The following is a 20,679-nucleotide window of genomic DNA, read 5'->3' as shown; positions in this document are numbered from 1 at the left end:
AACATGAACGCACCCACCAATTTCGACAATCTCGAAGTCGGCTTCGACATCCCCGCCGTGCCCGGCATGGACGAGGCAGATATCCAGACGCCGTGCCTGATCCTCGATCTGGACGCGCTGGAGCGTAACATCAAGAAGATGGGCGACTATGCCAAGGCGCACGGCATGCGTCACCGCGCCCATGGCAAGATGCACAAATCGGTCGACGTGCTGAAATTGCAGATGGATCTGGGCGGCGCCGTCGGCGTCTGCTGCCAGAAGGTCAGCGAGGCCGAGGTGTTCGCCCGCGCCGGCATCAAGGAAATCCTGGTATCGAACCAGGTCCGCGACCCGCTCAAGATCGACCGTCTGGCGCAGCTGCCCAAGCGGAGCGGCGGCGAGGTGATCGTCTGCGTCGACGATGTGGACAACATCGCCGACCTGTCGCAGGCGGCGCAGAAGCATGGCACCGAACTGGGCATCTTCGTCGAGATCGACTGCGGCGCCGGCCGCTGCGGCGTGACCACGACCGAGGCTGTGGTCGAGATCGCCAAGGCCGCGCGGGACGCAAAGAACCTGACCTATCGCGGCATCCAGGCCTATCAGGGTGCGATGCAGCACATGGACAGCTTCGAGGACCGCAAGGCCAAGCTGGACAAGGCCATCGCGCAGGTCAAGGACGCGGTCGACGCGCTGAAGGCCGAGGGGATCGAAACCGATCTGGTCTCGGGCGGCGGCACCGGCAGCTATTACTTTGAAAGCAATTCGGGCGTCTACAACGAATTGCAGTGCGGCTCCTACGCCTTCATGGATGCCGATTACGGGCGCATCCTGGACAAGGACGGCAACCGCATCGACGCCGGCGAATGGGAAAACGCGTTCTTCATCCTGACCAGCGTGATGAGCCATGCGAAACCCGACAAGGCCATCGTCGATGCCGGGCTGAAGGCGCAATCCGTCGATTCGGGCCTGCCCTTCATCTATGGGCGCGACGATGTGGAATACATCAAGTGTTCGGACGAACACGGCGTCGTCGCCGACCCCAAGGGCGTGCTGAAGATCAACGAAAAGCTGAAGCTGGTCCCGGGCCACTGCGATCCGACCGCCAATATCCACGACTGGTATGTGGGCGTGCGGGGCGGCAAGGTCGAAACCCTGTGGCCGGTCAGCGCCCGCGGAAAGGCCTATTGATGTGGGTCGTTCCGGAAAGTGAGATTGCCGGGCTGATGACCGCCGAGGCCGCGTTCGACGCGGTCGAGGCGGTGTTCGCCGCGATGGCGCGGGGGGATGCCTACAACTTCCCCGTGGTGCGCGAGGCCATCGGATACGAGGACGCGCTGTACGGCTTCAAGGGCGGCTTCGACAGATCTGCGCTGAATCTGGGGCTGAAGGCGGGCGGCTATTGGCCCAACAACCAGAAGCACGGGCTGATCAACCACCAGTCGACGGTGTTCCTGTTCGATCCCGATACGGGCCGCGTGGCGGCCGCCGTGGGCGGCAACCTGCTGACAGCGCTGCGCACCGCCGCCGCCAGCGCGGTGTCGATCAGGCATCTGGCGCCTGAAGGTGCCCGCGTGCTGGGCCTGATCGGCGCGGGCCACCAGTCGGCGTTCCAGATGCAGGCCGCCGCGCGGATCGCGGATTTCGACCGCGTGCTTGGCTGGAACCCGCATCCCGAGATGCTGGGCCGGCTGGCCGACACCGCGGCCGAACTGGGCCTGCCCTTCGAGGCGGTCGAACTGCCGCGCCTGGGGGCCGAGGCCGATGTCATCATCTCGATCACCTCGGCGTTCGAGCCGTTGCTGATGAACGGGCAGGTGAAGGGGCCGACCCATATCGCCGCGATGGGCACCGATACCAAGGGCAAGCAGGAGCTTGACCCGGCGCTGGTCGCGCGGGCGCGGCTGTTCACCGACGAGGTCGCGCAGTCGGTCAGCATCGGCGAGTTCCAGCATGCGGCGGCGCAGAAGACGATTTCCGACGAGGATGTGACCGCCATCGGCCGCGTCGTCATCGGCAAGCATGAGGGTCGCGGCGACGCCGAGATCACCATTTTCGATGGCACCGGGGTCGGGCTGCAAGATCTTGCAGTCGCGGGCGCCGTTGTCGAACTGGCGAAACAGCAAGGAAAGGCCATCGAGGTCGCGATCTGAAACAATCCGACATCCGTGGAAAGGGAGGTCCGCAATGTCCGATGCAAGCATCAATTCCGGCGCACCGACGGTTCATGCCGTCGACGAGGTGCTGCCGGCACCGAAGCTCATCACACTAGGTTTCCAGCATGTGCTGGTCATGTATGCAGGTGCGATCGCGGTTCCGCTGATCGTGGGAAGGGCGCTGCAACTGTCGCCCGAAGAGGTCGCGTTCCTGATCTCGGCCGACCTGTTCGTCTGCGGGATCGTGTCGATCATCCAAAGTCTTGGCGCAACGCAGTATTTCGGCATCAAGCTGCCGGTCATGATGGGCGTCACCTTTGCCTCGGTGGGGCCGATGGTGGCCATCGCCCAGACGACGCCGGGGCACGAGGGGGCGCGCGCCCTGTTCGGCGCGATCATCGCCGCCGGTCTCATCGGCATCCTGATCGCGCCCATCGTCAGCAAGATGCTGCGCTTCTTTCCGCCGGTCGTCACCGGCACCCTGATCCTGACCATCGGCATCAGCCTGATGCCCATCGGCATCAACTGGATCTTCGGGCTTCAGGTCGGGCCGACCGCGCCCCATGTGGTCGATCCCGAAGCGGCCGCGTGGCTTGAGACGATCCGCACCACCGGACAGGTGCCGCCAAGCGTGCAGCTGGCCGCGACCGTGGACAACCCGGCCTATGCCTCGTCGAAGAACATCGTCATCGCGCTGCTGGTACTGGCCACGATCCTGGTGGTGTCGCGGTTCGCGCGCGGCTTCATGGCCAATATCGCGGTGCTGATCGGCATTGCCGTCGGCGGTGTCGTCGCCGCGATGCTGGGCATGATGCATGTGGACAAGGTGGGCGAGGCGCAGTGGTTCGCGCTGATCAAGCCGCTGCATTTCGGCATGCCGACCTTCGATCCGGTCATGATCGTGACGATGCTGCTGGTGATGCTGGTCACGATGATCGAATCGACGGGTATGTTCCTGGCGCTCAGCGATATCTGCAAGAAGCCGATGACGCAGAAGGCGCTGGCCGCGGGTCTGCGGGCCGACGGTCTGGGCACGGCCATCGGCGGGTTGTTCAACACCTTCCCCTATACCTCGTTCAGCCAGAACGTGGGTCTGGTGGGGGTCACCGGCATCCGCTCTCGCTTTGTGTGCGTGGCGGGCGGGGCGATCATGATCGTGCTGGGGCTGATCCCGAAGATGGGGGCGCTGGTCGAAAGCCTGCCGACCACCGTTCTGGGCGGCGCCGGTCTGGTGATGTTCGGCATGGTGGCCGCGACCGGTGTGCGCATCCTGGCGCGCGTCGATTTCGTCCACAACCGGCACAACCTGTTCATCGTCGCCATCTCGGTCGGCATCGGCATGATCCCGATGGTCGCGCCCGATTTCAACCAGTGGATGCCGCATGCGATCCATCCGCTGATCCATTCGGGCATCCTGCTGGCCGCGATCAGCGCGGTTCTGCTGAACTGGTTCTACAACGGCGCGCCCCATATCGACGAGGCCGAGATGCGCGAGGCCGGCAAGGCAGCCGATGCCCACTGAACGTCTGCTGATCCGCGGGGCCGAGGTCGTCGTCACCATGGACGACGCCCGCTCCGAGATCCCCGGCGGCGACGTGCTGATCGAGGACGGAAAGATCGTCGCGGCGGGCCTCGGCCTGCCGCGCGAGGGTGCCGAGGTGGTCGAGGCGGCGGGCTGCGTGGTGACGCCCGGACTGGTGAACACCCATCACCATCTGTTCCAGACCCTGACCCGCGCCGTGCCGGATGCCCAGGACGCGCCGCTGTTCGGCTGGCTGCGCACGCTGTATCCGATCTGGGCGCGGATGACGCCGGACGATATCCGCCTGTCGGCCGAGATCGGGCTGGCCGAACTGGCGCTGTCGGGCTGCACCTGTTCGTCCGATCACCTGTACATGTTCCCCAACGGCGCGCGGCTGGACGACAGTATCGAGGCTGCGTGCAAGATCGGCCTCCGCTTTACCGCCACGCGCGGCGCCATGTCGATCGGCGAAAGCAAGGGGGGGCTGCCGCCCGACGCGCTGGTCGAGGATGAGGCCGCGATCCTGCGCGACAGCGAACGTGTCGTCGATGCGTTTCACGATCCGGCCGAGGGCGCGATGGTGCAGGTCGGGCTGGCGCCCTGTTCGCCGTTCTCGGTCAGCCGCGAGCTGATGCGCGACGCGGCGATCCTGGCGCGCGACAAGGGCGTGCGGCTGCACACCCATCTGGCCGAGAATGACGAGGATATCCGCTATTCCCTGGCGAATTTCGGGATGCTGCCGGGCGATTACGCCGAAAGCCTGGGCTGGACCGGCGACGATGTCTGGCATGCCCATTGCGTCAAGCTGTCGGAGCCAGAGATCGACCTGTTCGCCCGCACCGGCACAGGCGTCGCGCATTGCCCCTGTTCCAACGCGCGGCTGGCCAGCGGCATCGCCCCGGTGCGCGCGATGCGCGATGCGGGCGTGCCGGTGGGGCTGGGCGTGGACGGCTCGGCCAGCAACGATTGCAGCCATCTGGGGCTGGAGGCGCGGCAGGCGATGCTGGTCTCGCGGCTGCGCGACGGGCCGGGGGCGATGGGCGCGCGCGAGGTGCTGGAGATTGCGACACGGGGCGGCGCCCGGGTTCTGGGGCGGCGCGATATCGGCGCGCTGCGGCCGGGGATGCAGGCCGATCTGGTGCTGTGGGACGTGGCCGATCTGCCCGCCGCCGGACAATGGGACCCGGTCGCCGCGCTGGTCTTCTGCGCGCCGGTTCGGCCGCGCGCGGTCTATGTGCAGGGCCGCGCGATCGTGCGCGATCACCGTCTGCTGAGCGCCGATCCGCGCGCCCTTCAGCGCCGCGCGCAAGAGGCCGTGGCCCGGCTGGCGGGATGACATGCGGTGCCGGGCCTGACGGCCCGGCGATGGCCGGGGGGCTGTCTGCCCCCCGGACCCCCCGAAGGTATTTGGAAAGAGTGCGAGGGTGAATGCGACGGGGATTGTCTACGAAATCTTAAGACTGCCTTGCTGACGGGCTATCTCGTCCGGATGCGAGGATCGGTTATCAATCTGGAAGCGAAAATCAGGGGAGGGGAATATGCCGGGTTACCTGACGACCCATGTTCTTGACACCGCCCGCGGCAAGCCTGCCGAGGGTATGGAAGTGGCGCTGTTCCGTCTGCAAGACGGGCAGCGGGCCGAACTTGCGCGGCTGACCACCAATTCCGACGGCCGCACCGACCGGCAGATCCTGCCCGAAGATGCGTTCCGCACCGGCATCTATGAGCTGGAGTTCCACGCCGGCGCATGGATGGACGCGACCGGCGTGCCGGCGGAATCGCCGCGCTTTCTGGATGTCATTCCGATCCGCTTCGGCATGTCGCAGCAGGACCACTACCACGTCCCGCTGCTGATCTCGCCCTTCGGGTTTTCCACCTATCGGGGGAGCTGAGGCATGATTCCCGATTACACCATCATCTGGGAATGGTCTGCCTTTGCCATCCGCTGGCTGCATGTCATCACCGCCATCGCCTGGATCGGCAGCTCGTTCTACTTCGTGGCGCTGGATCTGGGGCTGACGAAGGCGCCGAACATGCCCAAGGGCGCGCATGGCGAGGAATGGCAGGTTCATGGCGGCGGCTTCTACCACATCCAGAAATATCTGGTTGCGCCCGAGCGGATGCCCGAGCATCTGACCTGGTTCAAATGGGAAAGCTACATGACCTGGATCAGCGGCGTGGCGCTGCTGATGGTCACCTACTGGGCCAGTGCGCATCTGTTCCTGATCGACCCGGCCAAGATGGAACTGGCGACATGGCAGGCAATCCTGATTTCCGGCGGATCGCTGGCCATCGGCTGGCTGATCTATGACACGCTGTGCAAGTCCAGGCTGGGCGAGACGCCCACCGTGCTGATGGTGCTGCTGTTCGTTGCGCTGGTGGTGATGGGCTGGGGATACGACCAGGTCTTCACCGGCCGCGCCGCGCTGCTGCATCTGGGTGCGTTCACGGCGACGATCATGACCGCGAACGTGTTTCTGGTCATCATGCCCAATCAGCGCATCGTGGTGGCCGATCTGAAGGCCGGGCGCGCGCCCGATCCGAAATACGGCAAGATCGCCAAGCTGCGTTCGACGCACAACAACTATCTGACCCTGCCGGTCGTGTTCCTGATGCTGTCGAACCATTATCCGCTGGCCTTCGCCAGCCAGTATAACTGGCTGATCGCGGCGCTGATCTTTCTGATGGGGGTGACGATCCGGCACTTCTTCAACACCATGCACGCGCGCAAGGGCGAATTGTGGTGGACATGGGCAGTGACGGCGGTGCTGTTCGTGATGGTGATGTGGCTCAGTTCGATCGGGCTGAACCAGGACAGCTATGAGGACGCCGAGGCCCGCGTCCTGTCGCCTGTCGAGCAGCGGTTCGCCGATGCCGAGGGCTTCGATCAGGTCAGCGACATCGTGATGGGCCGCTGCGCGATGTGCCACGCGCGCGAGCCGGGCTATGAAGGCATCTATCACGCGCCGAAGGGGGTCTTTCTGGAGACCCCCGCCGACATTGCGCGCGCGGCGCGCGACATCTATGTCCAGTCGGGGCTGACCGATGCGATGCCGCCCGCCAATGTCAGCTTCATGGAGCGCGAGGAGCGCGCCCGCATCATCCGCTGGTTCCGGCAGGCGGGCGGGGCCGATCTGGCGGGGATGTAGCCGCGAGGGCTTGGGCGGCGGGCGATCCTGGCCTATCCTGCGGGGGAACGCGCAACCGCGAAAGCCCGCCACGATGACGCCGGAACCCCGGGCCGATCTGGCCACCCATGACGTGACGAACCAGCCGCCCGTGCCGGGGGACCGCGATCTGTGGGCCGACGATCCGCTGCTGCGGCGGCTGGTGGGCGATGTCGCGGGGGCGGACGGGCTGGCCGAGTATGGCCTTGTGCTGGGCCGGGCCGAGATGGCCGACGCCGCGCGCGAGGCCAACCGCAATCCGCCGCGACTGCAGCTGTTCGACCGCGGCGGCAGGCGGCTGGACGAGGTCCATTTCCACCCCGCCTATCACCGCTTCATGCAGGCCTCGGCACGGGCCGGGTATCATTCCATCGCGTGGCAGGGCGGGGCCAGGGGCCGGGCGGACGGGCACCGGACCCATGCCGCCATGGTCTATCTGGCCAGCCAGGTCGAGCCGGGGCATTGCTGCCCGCTGACCATGACCTATGCGGCAATGCCGGTGATCGCGGGTGCGGCGGATCTGCCCGGCGAGTGGCGCGAAAAGCTGCTGTCGCGGGATTACGATCCTTCGGTGCAGCCGGTGTCGGCAAAACGCGGCGCAACGCTTGGCATGGCGATGACCGAAAAGCAGGGCGGATCGGATGTGCGCGCCAATACCACCCGCGCGGTCCCTGATGGCGATGCGTGGCGGTTGACCGGGCATAAATGGTTCTGTTCGGCGCCCATGTCCGACGGGTTCCTGACGCTGGCGCAGACCGATGCGGGTCTGACCTGTTTTCTGGTGCCGCGCTGGCTGGAACAGGGGCGCAACGGCATCCAGATCCAGCGGCTGAAGGACAAGCTGGGCAACCGGTCCAACGCCTCGGCCGAGATCGAATATCGCGACGCGCTGGCCTTTCGGATCGGCGAGGACGGCGGCGGCATCCGCACCATTCTTCAGATGGTGCACCACACAAGGCTGGATACGGCGATGGCGCCCGCCGGGCTGATGCGCGCGGCGCTGCGCGAGGCGCATCACTGGACGGTGCACCGGCGCGTGTTCCAGCGGCCCCTGATCGACCAGCCGCTGATGCGGGCGGTGCTGGGCGATCTGGCGCTGGACATGGCGGGCGCGCTGGCTTTGGGGCTGCATGTCGCGGCCAGTTTCGACGGGCAGCGACCGCAGGACCGCGCCTTTGCCCGGATCGGCGTGGCGCTGGCGAAATACCTGTCGAACAAGCTGTGTCCGCTGGTTCTGGCCGAGGCGATGGAGGTGCTGGGCGGCATGGGCTATGTCGAGGATACGCCGCTGCCGCTGCTGTATCGCGAAGCGCCGCTGAACGGCATCTGGGAAGGGTCGGGCAACATCATCTGCCTTGACGCGCTGCGCACGCTGGCGCGCGAACCTCTGGCGGGGCAGGTGCTGGCGGACGAACTGGATGCAGGCGCGGGGCTTCAGCCCGATTACGATGCCGCGCTGGCCGATTACCGCGCGCGCTGGCGCGACACGCCGCCCGAGGCCGAGGCGCGGTGGTTCGTCGAACGCAGCGCCCTGCTGCTGACGGCGTCGATCCTGCTGCGGCGGGCCGATGCCGAAATGGCCGCGGCCTTCTGCCGGACGCGGCTGCGCGGCGGACGGGGCCGGCTGGCCGGTGCCATCCCTGCCGGAACGGCGGATGCGGTGCTGGAGACGGTCTTTTCCGGCTAGGCCGTCAGAAGATCTTCTTCAGCTCGCGCACGGCAAAATCGGCGAACATGCGCACCTTGGGGTCCTGCAATCGCCGATGCGGCGTCAGACAGCCGAACTGGCCGGGCAGGGGCGGCGCGTCGGGCAGAACCTTGACCAGTGTGCCCGCCGCCAGATCGTCGCGGATCTCGTAAAGCGGGCGGTTGGCAATGCCGTGCCCGGCCAGCGCCCAGGACCGCAGCACGTCGCCGTCATCGGTGTCATAGCGCCCGTTCACCATCATCTTCTGCTGGCCCTGTTCGGTTTGCAGCACCCAGAAATATTCCGGGCTGCGCGGATAGCGCAGCAGCAGACAGTTGTGATCGGCCAGATCCTCGGGCTTTTGCGGGGTTCCGTGCGCGGCAAGGTATTCGGGCGATGCCACCAGCACCCGCGGCGCATCCGCGATCTTGCGCCATTTCAGCGCCGAATCGGCCGGCTCGCCCAGAAAGAAGGCCAGATCTATGGCGTCCTCGACGATGTTGACGTTGCGATCCGACAGCCGCAGGCGGAAATCGACGCCGGGATTGTCGGCGCAGAACGCCGGGATCAGCGGCGCGATCAGCCGCCGCCCCAGCCCCAGGGGCGCAGTCAGCCGGATCACCCCCTGCGGCTTGCCCGAAAAGCTGCTGACCAGTGCCTCGGCCTCGTCCAGCGTGTCGATGACGCGGCGGGCATGGTCATAGAAGGCGCGCCCGATCTCGGTCGTGGTCAGCTTGCGGGTGGTGCGGTTCAGCAGCCTGACGCCGAAGCGATTTTCAAGATCCTTGATGCGGTTGGAGGCAACGGCCGGGGACAGCCGCAAATCCCGTCCCCCGGCGGTGATCGACCCCAGCTCGACCACCCGGACGAACACGCGCAGGCTTTCCAGATACGACATTCTTCCCCCCGCTTTCAACGTTTCGTGTAAAGTCTTCCGTGTCGCGGCCGATTTCGCAAATCCTTTTTCCGCCCTACTGTTTTGGACGGGTCCACCGCCAGGAGGGAATGTCATGTCGTCCGAGTTGCGCTTTTTGCTGAACGACCGGGAAATCCGCACGTCCGAGGTCGGCGCGGCCGACACGCTGCTGGATTTCCTGCGCATCGACCGCCGCCTGATCGGCACCAAGGAAGGCTGCGCCGAAGGCGATTGCGGCGCCTGCACCGTGCTGGTCGGGCGGCTGACCGACACCGGCCTGATCTATGAGCCGATCAATGCCTGCATCCGGTTTCTGGCCTCGTGCCACGGCTGCCACATCGTCACCGTCGAACATCTGCGTGGACCCGATGGCGGGCTGCACCCGATCCAGAAGGCGATGGTCGAACATCACGGCAGCCAGTGCGGCTTTTGCACGCCGGGCATCGTCATGTCGCTTTACGCCCTGTGGATGCGCGACCCGGACGCAAGCGTTGCCCGCATCGAACAGGCGTTGCAGGGCAATCTGTGCCGCTGCACCGGATACGAGCCGATCATCAAGGCCGCGCAGGCCGCCGGACAGGCCGGCGGGCAGGCGCAGGACGCGCTGGCCGTGGAACGCGAGACGGTGACCGAAGCCCTGCGCGCGATGCGCGGACAGCGGATCGAGCTGCGCAAGGGCGATCAGCGCGCGATCATCCCCGCGGATGCGGACGATCTGGCCGCCGTGCTGGAACAGGACCCGAAAGCCACCCTTGTGGCGGGCGCGACCGATGTCGGGCTGTGGGTGACGAAATTCCTGCGCGACGTCTCTCCGGCGGTGTTCATCGGGCATCTGATGAAGGGGGTCGAAACCCGCGACGGCGAGATTCGCCTGGGCGCGGGCGTCACCTATTCCGAAGCCGCGCCGCTGATCGCGGAACACATTCCCGCCGCGCATGATTACTGGCTGCGGATCGGCGGATGGCAGGTGCGCAACATGGGCACGATCGGCGCCAATATCGCCAACGGCTCGCCCATCGGGGACACGCCGCCGCTGCTGATCGCGCTTGGCGCGCGGATCGTGCTGCGCAAGGGGCAGGCGCGGCGCGAGGTGGCGTTGCAGGATTTCTTCATCGACTATGGCAAGCAGGACCGCGCACCGGGCGAGTTCGTCGAGGAAATCGCGATCCCGATCCGCCGCGATGCCCGCGTGGCCGCCTACAAGATCAGCAAGCGCCGCGACAGCGACATCACCTCGGTCGCCGCCGGGTTCTGCCTCGACGTCGAGGGCGACACGATCACAAGCGCCCGCGTGGCCTTTGGCGGCATGGCCGCGACGCCGAAACGCGCGGCGCGGGCCGAAGCCGCGCTGACCGGCCAGCCCTTCGCGGCCGAAACCTTCGAGGCCGCCGCCCGCGCCGTCGCGGGCGATTTCCAGCCGCTGTCCGACTGGCGCGCCAGCGCCGAATATCGCAGCACGGTGGCGGCCAACCTGTTCCGCCGGTTCTGGCTGGAACATTCCGAACAGGGTCTGCCCGTGCGGCTGACCCACGCGGTGGAGGCATGACGATGAAAGACGACACCACGCTGACCGGCCTTGCCCATAGCGGCACGATCCATGACAGCGCGATCAAGCATGTCACCGGTCGCGCCGAATATACCGACGATCTGGCCGAGCCTTACGGGCTGATCCACGCCTATCTGGGCCTGTCGCAATGCGCGCATGGCACGATCACCGGGATGGATTTCACCGACACGCTGGCCCATCCCGGCGTGCTGGGCGTACTGACCGCCGACGATCTGCCGGGCGTCAACGACGTCTCGCCCAACGGCAAGAACGACGATCCGGTCTTTGCGGACGGCAAGGTGCTGTTCTGGGGCCAGCCGGTCTTTGCCGTGATCGCCGAGACCCGCGATCAGGCCCGGCGCGCCGCGCACAAGGCGAAGATCGACTATCAGCCGCTGCCCTTCGCGCTGGACCCCATCGCCGCCCGCGATGCCGGCCACGACTACGTCACCGACCCGCTGACCCTGCGGCGCGGCGACGCGCGCGCCGCGATGGCCAGGGCGCCGCGGCGGATCAAGGGCCGGTTCGGGATCGGCGGACAGGACCATTTCTATCTTGAGGGCCAGATCGCCATGGCCGTGCCGGGCGAGGACGAGGACGTGGTCGTCAACGTCTCGACCCAGCACCCGTCCGAGGTGCAGCACATGGTGGCCCACGTCCTTGGCGTGCCCAGCCATTCGGTCGTGGTGAACGTGCGCCGCATGGGCGGCGGGTTCGGCGGCAAGGAAACGCAGATGAACCTGTTCGCCTGCGTCGCCGCCGTCGCCGCGAAACGCTGGAACCGCGCCGTCAAGATCCGCCCCGACCGCGACGACGACATGATCGCCACCGGCAAGCGCCACGATTTCGTGGTCGATTACGAGGTTGGCTTTGACGACGAAGGGCAGATCCTTGCCGTGCAGGGCGACTGGTACGCGCGCTGCGGGTTTTCGGCCGATCTGTCCGGCCCGGTCACCGACCGGGCGCTGTTTCACGCCGACAACGCCTATTTCTATCCCGACGTGGAACTGCGCAGCCATCCGATGCGCACCCACACCGTCAGCAACACCGCCTTTCGCGGCTTCGGCGGCCCGCAGGGCGTCATCGTGGCCGAACGGATCGTCGAGGAAATCGGCTATGCGCTTGGCCGCGACCCGTATGAGATCCGGCAGAAGAACCTGTATCGCAACGGCCAGCTGACCCCCTATCACCAGGAGGTCAAGGACCAGATCCTGCCGCGCATCTTCAACGAGCTTGAGACGGCAAGCGACTATCACGCCCGCCGCCGCGCCGTGCTGGACTGGAACGCCCGGGGCGGGGTGATCCGCAAGGGCATCGCGCTGACGCCGGTGAAGTTCGGCATCAGCTTCACCGCCACGCATTTCAACCAGGCCGGATCGCTGATCCACATCTACTCCGACGGCTCGATCGCGCTGAACCATGGCGGGACCGAGATGGGGCAGGGGCTGAACACCAAGGTCGCGCAGGTCGTGGCCGAGGCGTTCCAGTGCGACATCGGCCGCATCAAGATCACCAGGACCACGACCGAAAAGGTGCCCAACACCTCGGCCACGGCGGCGTCGTCGGGGACCGACCTGAACGGGATGGCGGCGCTGGACGCGGCCGACCAGATCAAGGCGCGGCTGATCGAGTTCGTCGCCGAACGCTGGCAGGCGCCGCGCGACGAGGTGCGGTTCGTGCCCGGCCATATCCGCGCCGGCGACCGCGACATCCCGTGGTCCGAGGTGATCGCGGCGGCCTATGTGGCGCGCATCCATCTGTCGGCGGCGGGGTTCTACAAGACGCCCAAGATCCACTGGGACCGCGCCACGGGCCGGGGGCGACCGTTCTATTACTTCGCCTATGGCGCGGCGGTGTCCGAGGTGTCGGTCGATACGCTGACCGGCGAATACGTGATCGACCGGACCGACGTGATCCACGATGTCGGGCGCAGCCTGAATCCGGCCATCGACAAGGGCCAGATCGAGGGCGCGTTCGTGCAGGGCACCGGCTGGCTGACCTGCGAGGAATTGTGGTGGGACGACAAGGGGCAGCTGCGCACCCATGCCCCCTCGACCTACAAGATCCCGCTGGCGTCGGACCGGCCGCGCATCTTCAACGTGACGCTGGCCGACTGGTCCGAAAACGCCGAACGCACGATCAAGCGGTCCAAGGCCGTGGGCGAGCCGCCCTTCATGCTGGGCATCAGCGTGTTCGAGGCGATCAACATGGCCGTGGCCTCGGTCGCGGATTACCGCGAACCGGCGCGGCTGGATGCGCCCGCGACGCCCGAACGCGTGCTGATGGCCGTGAACCGGCTGAAGCCATGATCCGCGTCCGCGTGATCCGCGCCCAGGGTTCCACCCCGCGCGACGAGGGCGCCGAGATGTTCGTGGGCCCGGACCGGATCGAGGGCAGCATCGGCGGCGGCCAGCTGGAATACATGGCCATCGACCGCGCGCGGCAGATGCTGGAATCGCGCGAGGCCGAGGCGCAGATGGACGTCCCCCTGGGCCCCGAGATCGGGCAGTGCTGCGGCGGCCGCGTCCTGTTGCAGCTGGACCGCGACGGACCGACCCCGCAACAGCAGCCCGATGTGCTGGTCTTCGGCGCGGGCCATGTCGGCCGTGCGCTGGCGCTGGCGCTGCGTCCGCTGCCGGTGAACCCGCTCTTGATCGATTCGCGGCCCGAGGAACTGGCGCAGGCCGCGCCGGGCCTTGCCACCCGCCTGACGCCCCTGCCCGAGGCGGAACTCCGCGCCGCCCGTCCCGGCAGCGCCGTCGTGATCCTGACCCACGATCACGCGCTGGATTTCCTGCTGGCGGCCGAGGCGTTGTCCCGCAACGATCTTGCCTATGTCGGCATGATCGGCAGCGCCACGAAACGCGCGCGGTTCGACCGTTTCGCGCGCGAGCGTGGCCTTGACCCCGCGCCATTGACCTCCCCGATCGGCGCGGGGTTTTCCGATGACAAGCGGCCCGCCGTGATCGCCGCCTTCACCGCCGCCGAACTGATCGCGCGGCTGATCGTCACTTCTTCTTTGAACAAATACCCATGCAACAGCTGATCCGGGGCCGTGTCCTCGACTTTCACGCCGACCCGGCCGAAACCGGCGACAACCACCGCTTTCTGGAAGACGGCGCCATCCTGATCGAAGACGGGCGCATCCTCGCGGTGGACGATCACGCGCGGCTTGCGCGGCCGGACCTGCCGGAAATCGACCACCGCCCGCATCTGATCCTGCCGGGCTTCATCGACACCCATATCCATTTCCCGCAGGCGCAGGTCGTGGCCAGCTGGGGGGCGCAGCTGCTGGACTGGCTGAACACCTATACCTTCCCCGAGGAGGGCCGTTTCAACCAGCAGGGGCACGCCTCGGCCATGGCGGACGCGTTCCTGAACCTGCTGACCGATCACGGCACGACCACCGCCGTCGCCTTCTGTTCCGTCCATCCCGAAAGCGTCGAGGCGCTGTTTTCGGCCGCCCATGCCCGCAACATGGCGATGATCGCGGGCAAGGTGATGATGGACCGCAACGCCCCGCCCCAGGTTCTGGACACCCCGCAGCAGGGATACGACGGCAGTAAGGCGCTGATCGCGCGCTGGCACGGCAAGGGGCGGCAGCGTTACGCGATCACGCCGCGTTTCGCGATCACCTCGTCCCCCGAACAGATGGCGGCGACCGGCCAGCTTGCCCGTGAACATCCCGATTGCCACATCCAGACGCATCTGTCCGAAAACCTGGACGAGATCGCATTTACCCTCAGCCTCTATCCGCAGGCGCGCGATTATCTGGATATCTACGAAACCCATGGGCTGCTGTCGGAAAAGCTGCTTCTGGGTCACGCCATCCATCTGCGCGACCGCGAGATCGCGCGCATGGCCGAAACCGGCAGCCGGGCGGTGTTCTGCCCGACCTCGAACCTGTTTCTCGGATCGGGCCTGTTCGACGAGGCCGGGCTGCGCGCGGCCGGGATCACCTGCGGCATCGCCACCGATATCGGCGGCGGCACCAGCTATTCCATGCTGCAAACCCTGAACGAGGGCTACAAGATCCTGCAACTGCGCGGGCAGAAGCTGGACCCGCTGGCGGCCTTCCACTGGGTCACGCGCGGCAACGCGATGGCCTTGGGCATGGCCGACCGGATCGGGACGCTGCAACCGGGCAGCGACGCCGATCTGGTGGTGCTGGACGTTCGCGCCACGCCGGCCATGGCGCTGCGGGCCGAACGCATCCGGTCGCTGGCCGAGGAATTGTTCATCCTGCAGATCATGGGCGACGACCGCGCGGTGGCGCAGACCTATGTGGCGGGCGCACCCATGAAGGGCCGCGGATAGGCGCGATGCGTCCGCCGCTCTCTTGGCGCGGGCGGCGTCATGGTCTATCCCGCACGGACCGCATTGCGTCGGGCATCGCGTGTGACAATGGCGGCCGCGAACGGCGCGGGCAGGAGGGGTCTGGATGGACAAGATTACACCGGTTCTGATGGCAGGCGGGTCGGGAACCCGGCTGTGGCCCGTCTCTCGCAAAAGCTTTCCCAAACAATTCGCGCCGCTGATCGGGGATGAGACGCTGTTTCAGGCATCGGCCCGGCGGCTGTCGGGTCCGCGTTATGCCGACCCGATCGTGATGACCAATTCCGATTTCCGCTTCATCGTCGCCGAGCAGCTGGAACAGATCGGCATCGCCCCCGGCGCCATCGCCATCGAGCCGGTCGGCCGCAACACCGCGCCGGCGGTTCTGGCCGCCGCGCTGATGGTCGCGGACGAAGATCCCGAACGGTTGCTGCTGGTCGCGCCATCGGATCATGTCATCCCCGACGCGGACGAATTCGCCGCCGCCGTCGCCTTGGGCACCGGCCCCGCGCGCGAGGGGCGGATCGTGACCTTCGGGATCACCCCCGACCGGCCCGAGACCGGCTATGGCTATCTGGAACTGGCCGGAACGGGCAAAGGGCCGCAGCCTTTGGCCCGCTTTGTCGAAAAGCCCGACGCCGCGCGCGCCGCCGCGATGCTGGCGCAGGGGAACTTCCTGTGGAACGCCGGCATCTTCCTGTTCAGCGCCCGCGCGATGATCCAGGCGTTCCGTGCCCATGCCGGCGAGTATGTCGAGCCGGTCGAGACCGCGCTGCGCGAGGCGCGCACCGATCTGGGCTTTCTGCGGCTGGCGCGCGGGCCGTGGGAACGGCTGCCCGACAATTCTATCGACTATGCGGTGATGGAAAAGGCCGACAATCTGACCGTCGTCGCCTATTCCGGCCGCTGGTCCGATCTGGGCGGATGGGACGCGGTCTGGCGCGAAGAGTTGCGCCGCAACCCTTCGGATGACGGGGTCGTGGCGGATGCGAATTCGACCGCCATCGACTGCAAGGACGTGCTGCTACGCTCGGACAGCGCGGATCTTCAGGTCGTGGGCATCGGTCTGCGGGACGTGATGGTGGTGGCCACCGGCGATGCGGTTCTGGTCGCCGACAAGGCGCGCGCGCAGGATGTCCGGCAGGCCGTCACCGCGATGAAGAAGAAGAACCGCCGTCAGGCCGTGGCCTTCCCGCGCGACCACCGCCCCTGGGGCTGGTTCGAGACGCTGGCGCTGGCCGACCGGTTCCAGGTCAAGCGCATCGTCGTCAAGCCGGGCGCGGCGCTGTCGCTGCAAAGCCATGTGCACCGGTCCGAACACTGGATCGTCGTCAGCGGCACGGCGCGGGTCACGGTAGACGACACGGTGACTTTGGTGACCGAGAACCAGTCGATCTATGTGCCGCTTGGCGCGGTTCACCGGATGGAGAACCCGGGCAAGGTGCCGATGGTGCTGATCGAGGTGCAGACGGGAAGCTATCTGGGCGAGGATGACATCATCCGATACGAGGATGTCTATGCCCGCGACAGCGCCGAATGACGCGACGCCGGGTCAGGCGGCGGCGTCGCGGGGGACATAGTTCAGCACCGGCGCCAGCCAGCGTTCGGTTTCCTCAAGCGTCATGCCCTTGCGCGCGGCATAGTCGCGGGCCTGATCCTCTTCGATCTTGGCCACGCCGAAATAATACGCGTCGGGGTGCCCGATATAAAGGCCCGACACCGACGATCCGGGCCACATCGCCATCGATTCGGTCAGCCTGACCCCGGTCGCGGCCTCGGCGTCCAGCAGCCGGAACAGGGTCGGCTTTTCGGTGTGGTCGGGCTGGGCAGGATAGCCGGGCGCGGGGCGGATGCCGTCATAGGGTTCGGCGATCAACTCGGCCGGGGTATAGGCTTCGTCCGGAGCATAGCCCCAGAACTCCTTGCGCACGCGTTCATGCAGCATCTCGGCCATCGCCTCGGCGATACGGTCGGCCAGCGCCTTGACCATGATCGCGGCGTAATCGTCATTGGCGCGTTCATAGCGCAGCGAAATCTCCTGCTCTTCCGAGCCTGCGGTGACGACGAACCCGCCGACGTAATCGCGCCGCCCTTCGGGCGCGACAAAGTCCGACAGCGCCACGTTGGGCCGGCCGCCACGCTTCGTGACCTGCTGGCGCAGCGTGTGCAGCATCGCCAGCTCCTCGGTCCGGTCCTCGCCGGTGAACAGGCGGATATCGTCGCCCACCGCGTTTGCGGGCCACAACCCCACCACGGCGCGCGGCCGGAACCATTTGCCCTCGACGATCCGTTCCAGCATCTCTTGCGCATCGCGGAACAGGTTGCGCGCGACCTCGCCCTGTTTCTCGTCGTCCAGGATGCGGGGATAGACGCCCTTCAATTCCCATGTCTGGAAGAACGGCGTCCAGTCGATGTAACGCGCGATCTGGGCCAGATCCCAGTCCTCGATGACGCGGGTGCCGGTGAAGCCGGGCGTCGGCGCGGCAAAGTTCGACCAGTCCAGTTTCAGCGCGTTGTCCCGCGCGGCCTGAAGCGGCAGGCGCTGCTTGGCGGCCTCGGACCGTTCGTGTTTTTCGGCCACCTGCGCATATTCCGCGCGGATGCCATCGACATAGGCCGCCTGCTGCGCCGGTGACAGAAGCGACGAGACCACGCCCACCGCCCGGCTGGCATCGGTGACATAGACCGCCGGCCCCTTTTCATAGCGGGGCGCGATCTTGACCGCTGTGTGGATCTTCGAGGTCGTGGCCCCGCCGATCAGCAGCGGCACCTGGAACCCCTCGCGCTCCATCTCGGAGGCGACGTTGATCATCTCGTCCAGCGACGGGGTGATCAGGCCGGACAACCCGATCACATCGACCTTCTGTTCCCGGGCGACCTCGAGGATCTTCTGGGCCGGAACCATCACGCCCAGATCGATCACCTCGTAATTGTTGCAGGCCAGCACGACGCCGACGATGTTCTTGCCGATATCGTGGACGTCGCCCTTGACGGTGGCCATCAGCACCTTGCCGGCCGTTTCGCGATCGTCGCCGCCGTTCAGGCGCTTTTCCTCTTCCATAAAGGGCAGAAGGATGGCGACGGCCTTTTTCATCACGCGCGCCGATTTCACCACCTGCGGCAGAAACATCTTGCCCGCGCCGAACAGATCGCCGACCACGTTCATCCCGGCCATCAGCGGCCCTTCGATCACGTGCAGCGGGCGTTCGGCCTGCTGGCGGGCCTCTTCGGTGTCGGCCTCGATATATTCGGTGATGCCGTTGACCAGCGCGTGTTCCAGCCGTTTCTCGACGCTCAGTTCGCGCCAGGACAGGTCTTTCTCGCGCTTCTGCACGCCGCCGTCGCCGCGATAGCGTTCAGCGATCTCCAGCATCCGTTCGGTCGCGGTGCCGCCGCCCTTGGGCTGGCGGTTCAGCACCACGTCCTCGCACGCCTCGCGCAGTTCGGGGTCGATCTGGTCATAGACGGCCAGTTGCCCGGCATTGACGATGCCCATGTCCATGCCCGCCTGAATGGCGTGATACAGGAACACCGCATGCATCGCCTCGCGCACGGGTTCGTTGCCGCGGAAACTGAAGGACAGGTTCGACACCCCGCCCGAGACATGCGCGTGGGGCAGGTTCTGGCGAATCCAGCGTGTGGCCTCGATGAAATCGACGCCGTAATTGTCGTGTTCCTCGATCCCGGTGGCGATGGCGAAGACGTTCGGATCGAAGATGATGTCTTCGGGCGGGAACCCCACCTCGTCGACAAGGATGCGATAGGCGCGTTCGCAGATCTGGATCTTGCGCGCGGCCGTGTCGGCCTGACCCTGTTCGTCGAAGGCCATGACCACGACCGCCGCGCCATAGGCCAGGCACAGCCGCGCCTGATGGCGAAACTGTTCCTCGCCTTCCTTCATGCTGATCGAGTTGACCACCGGCTTGCCCTGCACGCATTGCAGCCCGGCCTCGATCACCTCCCATTTGGAGCTGTCGATCATCACCGGGACGCGGGCGATGTCGGGTTCGGCCGCGACCAGGTTCAGGAACTCGACCATGGCGGCGCGGCTGTCGATCAGCCCCTCATCCATGTTGACGTCGATGATCTGGGCGCCGTTTTCCACCTGATCGCGCGCAACCTCCAGCGCCGCGGCATAGTCGCGGTTGGTGATCAGCTTGCGGAACCGGGCGCTGCCGGTGACATTGGTGCGCTCGCCCACGTTCACGAAGGGGATGTCGGGCGTCAGGACAAAGGGTTCCAGACCCGACAGGCGCAGCTGACGCTCAAGCATATTCGGGGACCTTTCGCGGGCTGAATTCGGCCACCGCATCGGCGATGGCGCGGATATGTTCGGGCGTGGTGCCGCAGCAGCCGCCCACGACGTTCACAAGACCCTCGCGCGCGAAATCGGCGATCTGGCGGGCGGTGTCCTGCGGGCCTTCGTCATACTGGCCGAACGCGTTGGGCAGGCCGGCATTCGGATAAGCGCAGATCAGCGTGTCGGCCACGCCCGACAGTTCGGCCAGATGCGGGCGCATGGCGGCGGCGCCAAGCGCGCAGTTCAGGCCGACCGTCCACGGACGCGCGTGGCGCACCGAATGCCAGAAGGCGGTGGGCGTCTGCCCCGACAGGGTGCGCCCCGATGCGTCCGTGATCGTGCCCGAAATCATCAGCGGCAGCGCCTGCCCATGCGCCTGCATCGCCTGAAGACAGGCGAAGATCGCGGCCTTGGCGTTCAGCGTGTCGAAGATCGTCTCGATCAGCAGGATGTCGGCGCCGCCCGCGATCAGCCCCGTGGCCTGTTGCAGATAGGCGGCGCGCAGATCGTCGAAGGTCACGGCGCGATAGCCCGGATTGTTCACATCCGGGCTGATCGAGGCGGTGCGGTTCGTCGGACCCAAAGCGCCGGCGACAAAGCGCGGCCGCCCGTCCTCGGCGGTGGCGCGGTCCAGCGCGCGACGCACCACCCGCGCACCTTCGGCGTTCAGATCGGCGACTGCCTGCTGCAACCCGTAATCCGCCTGCGCGATGGTGGTCGAAGAAAAGGTGTTCGTCTCGACGATATCGGCGCCGGCCATGGCGTAACGATAATGGATGTCCTCGACCGCCTGGGGCTGGGTCAGGATCAGCAGGTCGTTGTTGCCCTTTTGCGGATGGTCGCTGTGATGGCGGCAGGCATGGCCAGACGCGCGCCCGGTAAAGTCGTCCTCATCCAGACCCAAAGCCTGGATCTGCGTGCCCATCGCACCGTCTAGAATCAGGATGCGTTCGGCGGCAATCCAGTTCAGCGCCGCAAAGGCAGGGGAGGGTGGCAGATGTCCGTTCATCGTCGCGATCCGTTCTATGCAAGACGCGAACATAGGCCGTGGCGCGCCTGGCCGCAAATTCA

Annotated in this window: 15 protein-coding genes; 12 read left to right on the top strand and 3 right to left on the bottom strand. The window is 66.5% G+C overall.

All coding sequences use genetic code 11. From position 1 onward, the window contains the following. Positions 1-3: 3 nt before the first annotated feature. From bhcC to JHW45_RS12750, 7 genes are all read left to right on the top strand, one after another. Positions 4-1,170, top strand: coding sequence for a 3-hydroxy-D-aspartate aldolase BhcC (gene bhcC / locus JHW45_RS12780; protein WP_272857985.1), 1,167 nt, complete (start codon positions 4-6; stop codon positions 1,168-1,170). Next, positions 1,170-2,132 (top strand): iminosuccinate reductase BhcD, encoded by a 963-nt coding sequence (gene bhcD / locus JHW45_RS12775; protein WP_272857984.1) that lies wholly within the window; start codon positions 1,170-1,172, stop codon positions 2,130-2,132. Before bhcC ends, bhcD begins: the two co-directional genes overlap by 1 nt. Positions 2,133-2,166: 34 nt before the next feature. After that, positions 2,167-3,657 carry a nucleobase:cation symporter-2 family protein gene (locus JHW45_RS12770; RefSeq protein ID WP_272857983.1) on the top strand — a complete coding sequence of 497 codons (1,491 nt, stop codon included), beginning with the start codon at positions 2,167-2,169 and terminating at the stop codon, positions 3,655-3,657. After that, entirely contained in the window at positions 3,647-4,993 is a 1,347-nt protein-coding gene (locus JHW45_RS12765; protein WP_272857982.1) for an 8-oxoguanine deaminase, read from the top strand. Before JHW45_RS12770 ends, JHW45_RS12765 begins: the two co-directional genes overlap by 11 nt. A gap of 202 nt (positions 4,994-5,195) precedes the next feature. Further along, complete coding sequence (uraH, locus tag JHW45_RS12760; RefSeq protein WP_272857981.1) at positions 5,196-5,549, top strand: hydroxyisourate hydrolase; 354 nt, start codon at positions 5,196-5,198, stop codon at positions 5,547-5,549. Positions 5,550-5,552: 3 nt separating this feature from the next. Next, complete coding sequence (locus tag JHW45_RS12755) at positions 5,553-6,806, top strand: urate hydroxylase PuuD (protein WP_419181801.1); 1,254 nt, start codon at positions 5,553-5,555, stop codon at positions 6,804-6,806. A gap of 73 nt (positions 6,807-6,879) precedes the next feature. Next, entirely contained in the window at positions 6,880-8,511 is a 1,632-nt protein-coding gene (locus tag JHW45_RS12750) for an acyl-CoA dehydrogenase family protein (RefSeq protein WP_272857980.1), read from the top strand. 4 nt (positions 8,512-8,515) lie between these two features. Here JHW45_RS12750 and JHW45_RS12745 read toward each other — a convergent pair whose 3' ends face one another. Then, complete coding sequence (locus JHW45_RS12745) at positions 8,516-9,409, bottom strand: LysR family transcriptional regulator (RefSeq protein ID WP_272857979.1); 894 nt, start codon at positions 9,407-9,409, stop codon at positions 8,516-8,518. Positions 9,410-9,521: 112 nt separating this feature from the next. Between JHW45_RS12745 and xdhA the strand changes: the two genes are divergently transcribed. The 5 genes from xdhA (at position 9,522) to JHW45_RS12720 (ending at position 16,848) form a co-directional block, all read left to right on the top strand. Further along, the gene (gene xdhA / locus JHW45_RS12740; RefSeq protein ID WP_272857978.1) at positions 9,522-10,973 is read left to right on the top strand and encodes a xanthine dehydrogenase small subunit; all 1,452 of its coding nucleotides are present in this window, start codon (positions 9,522-9,524) and stop codon (positions 10,971-10,973) included. A 2-nt stretch (positions 10,974-10,975) separates the two neighbouring features. Continuing rightward, complete coding sequence (xdhB, locus tag JHW45_RS12735; protein WP_272857977.1) at positions 10,976-13,282, top strand: xanthine dehydrogenase molybdopterin binding subunit; 2,307 nt, start codon at positions 10,976-10,978, stop codon at positions 13,280-13,282. Further along, entirely contained in the window at positions 13,279-14,019 is a 741-nt protein-coding gene (gene xdhC / locus JHW45_RS12730) for a xanthine dehydrogenase accessory protein XdhC (RefSeq protein ID WP_272857976.1), read from the top strand. The genes xdhB and xdhC overlap by 4 nt, the downstream gene beginning before the upstream one ends. After that, positions 14,007-15,290 (top strand): guanine deaminase, encoded by a 1,284-nt coding sequence (guaD, locus tag JHW45_RS12725; protein WP_272857975.1) that lies wholly within the window; start codon positions 14,007-14,009, stop codon positions 15,288-15,290. The genes xdhC and guaD overlap by 13 nt, the downstream gene beginning before the upstream one ends. Positions 15,291-15,414: 124 nt before the next feature. Next, positions 15,415-16,848, top strand: a complete 1,434-nt coding sequence (locus JHW45_RS12720) for a mannose-1-phosphate guanylyltransferase/mannose-6-phosphate isomerase (RefSeq protein ID WP_272857974.1) — start codon at positions 15,415-15,417, stop codon at positions 16,846-16,848. A 12-nt stretch (positions 16,849-16,860) separates the two neighbouring features. On the opposite strand, the gene metH is transcribed toward JHW45_RS12720, so the two are convergent. Together metH and JHW45_RS12710 are read right to left on the bottom strand one after the other, a co-directional pair. After that, a complete protein-coding gene (metH, locus tag JHW45_RS12715; RefSeq protein ID WP_272857973.1) occupies positions 16,861-19,581 on the bottom strand; it encodes a methionine synthase in 2,721 nt (906 codons plus the stop codon). Further along, positions 19,574-20,617 carry a homocysteine S-methyltransferase family protein gene (locus JHW45_RS12710; RefSeq protein ID WP_272857972.1) on the bottom strand — a complete coding sequence of 348 codons (1,044 nt, stop codon included), beginning with the start codon at positions 20,615-20,617 and terminating at the stop codon, positions 19,574-19,576. Before JHW45_RS12710 ends, metH begins: the two co-directional genes overlap by 8 nt. Between the last annotated feature and the right edge of the window lie 62 nt (positions 20,618-20,679).

The organism is Paracoccus stylophorae, from assembly GCF_028553765.1.
Lineage (GTDB): Bacteria > Pseudomonadota > Alphaproteobacteria > Rhodobacterales > Rhodobacteraceae > Paracoccus > Paracoccus stylophorae.
The sequence above is the reverse complement of the archived record's forward strand: the minus strand, read 5'-3'. Positions and strand labels throughout refer to the sequence as shown.

What these genes read in the sequence shown, in the direction of transcription:
- xdhA (WP_272857978.1), top strand. Translation starts at nt 9,522, where the DNA reads ATGTCGTCCGAGTTGCGCTTTTTGCTGAACGACCGGGAAATCCGCACG.
- JHW45_RS12745 (WP_272857979.1), bottom strand. Translation starts at nt 9,409, where the DNA reads ATGTCGTATCTGGAAAGCCTGCGCGTGTTCGTCCGGGTGGTCGAGCTG.
- JHW45_RS12755 (WP_419181801.1), top strand. Translation starts at nt 5,553, where the DNA reads ATGATTCCCGATTACACCATCATCTGGGAATGGTCTGCCTTTGCCATC.
- metH (WP_272857973.1), bottom strand. Translation starts at nt 19,581, where the DNA reads ATGCTTGAGCGTCAGCTGCGCCTGTCGGGTCTGGAACCCTTTGTCCTG.
- JHW45_RS12770 (WP_272857983.1), top strand. Translation starts at nt 2,167, where the DNA reads ATGTCCGATGCAAGCATCAATTCCGGCGCACCGACGGTTCATGCCGTC.
- bhcC (WP_272857985.1), top strand. Translation starts at nt 4, where the DNA reads ATGAACGCACCCACCAATTTCGACAATCTCGAAGTCGGCTTCGACATC.
- JHW45_RS12710 (WP_272857972.1), bottom strand. Translation starts at nt 20,617, where the DNA reads ATGAACGGACATCTGCCACCCTCCCCTGCCTTTGCGGCGCTGAACTGG.
- JHW45_RS12720 (WP_272857974.1), top strand. Translation starts at nt 15,415, where the DNA reads ATGGACAAGATTACACCGGTTCTGATGGCAGGCGGGTCGGGAACCCGG.
- JHW45_RS12765 (WP_272857982.1), top strand. Translation starts at nt 3,647, where the DNA reads ATGCCCACTGAACGTCTGCTGATCCGCGGGGCCGAGGTCGTCGTCACC.
- xdhB (WP_272857977.1), top strand. Translation starts at nt 10,976, where the DNA reads ATGAAAGACGACACCACGCTGACCGGCCTTGCCCATAGCGGCACGATC.
- bhcD (WP_272857984.1), top strand. Translation starts at nt 1,170, where the DNA reads ATGTGGGTCGTTCCGGAAAGTGAGATTGCCGGGCTGATGACCGCCGAG.
- uraH (WP_272857981.1), top strand. Translation starts at nt 5,196, where the DNA reads ATGCCGGGTTACCTGACGACCCATGTTCTTGACACCGCCCGCGGCAAG.
- xdhC (WP_272857976.1), top strand. Translation starts at nt 13,279, where the DNA reads ATGATCCGCGTCCGCGTGATCCGCGCCCAGGGTTCCACCCCGCGCGAC.
- guaD (WP_272857975.1), top strand. Translation starts at nt 14,007, where the DNA reads ATGCAACAGCTGATCCGGGGCCGTGTCCTCGACTTTCACGCCGACCCG.
- JHW45_RS12750 (WP_272857980.1), top strand. Translation starts at nt 6,880, where the DNA reads ATGACGCCGGAACCCCGGGCCGATCTGGCCACCCATGACGTGACGAAC.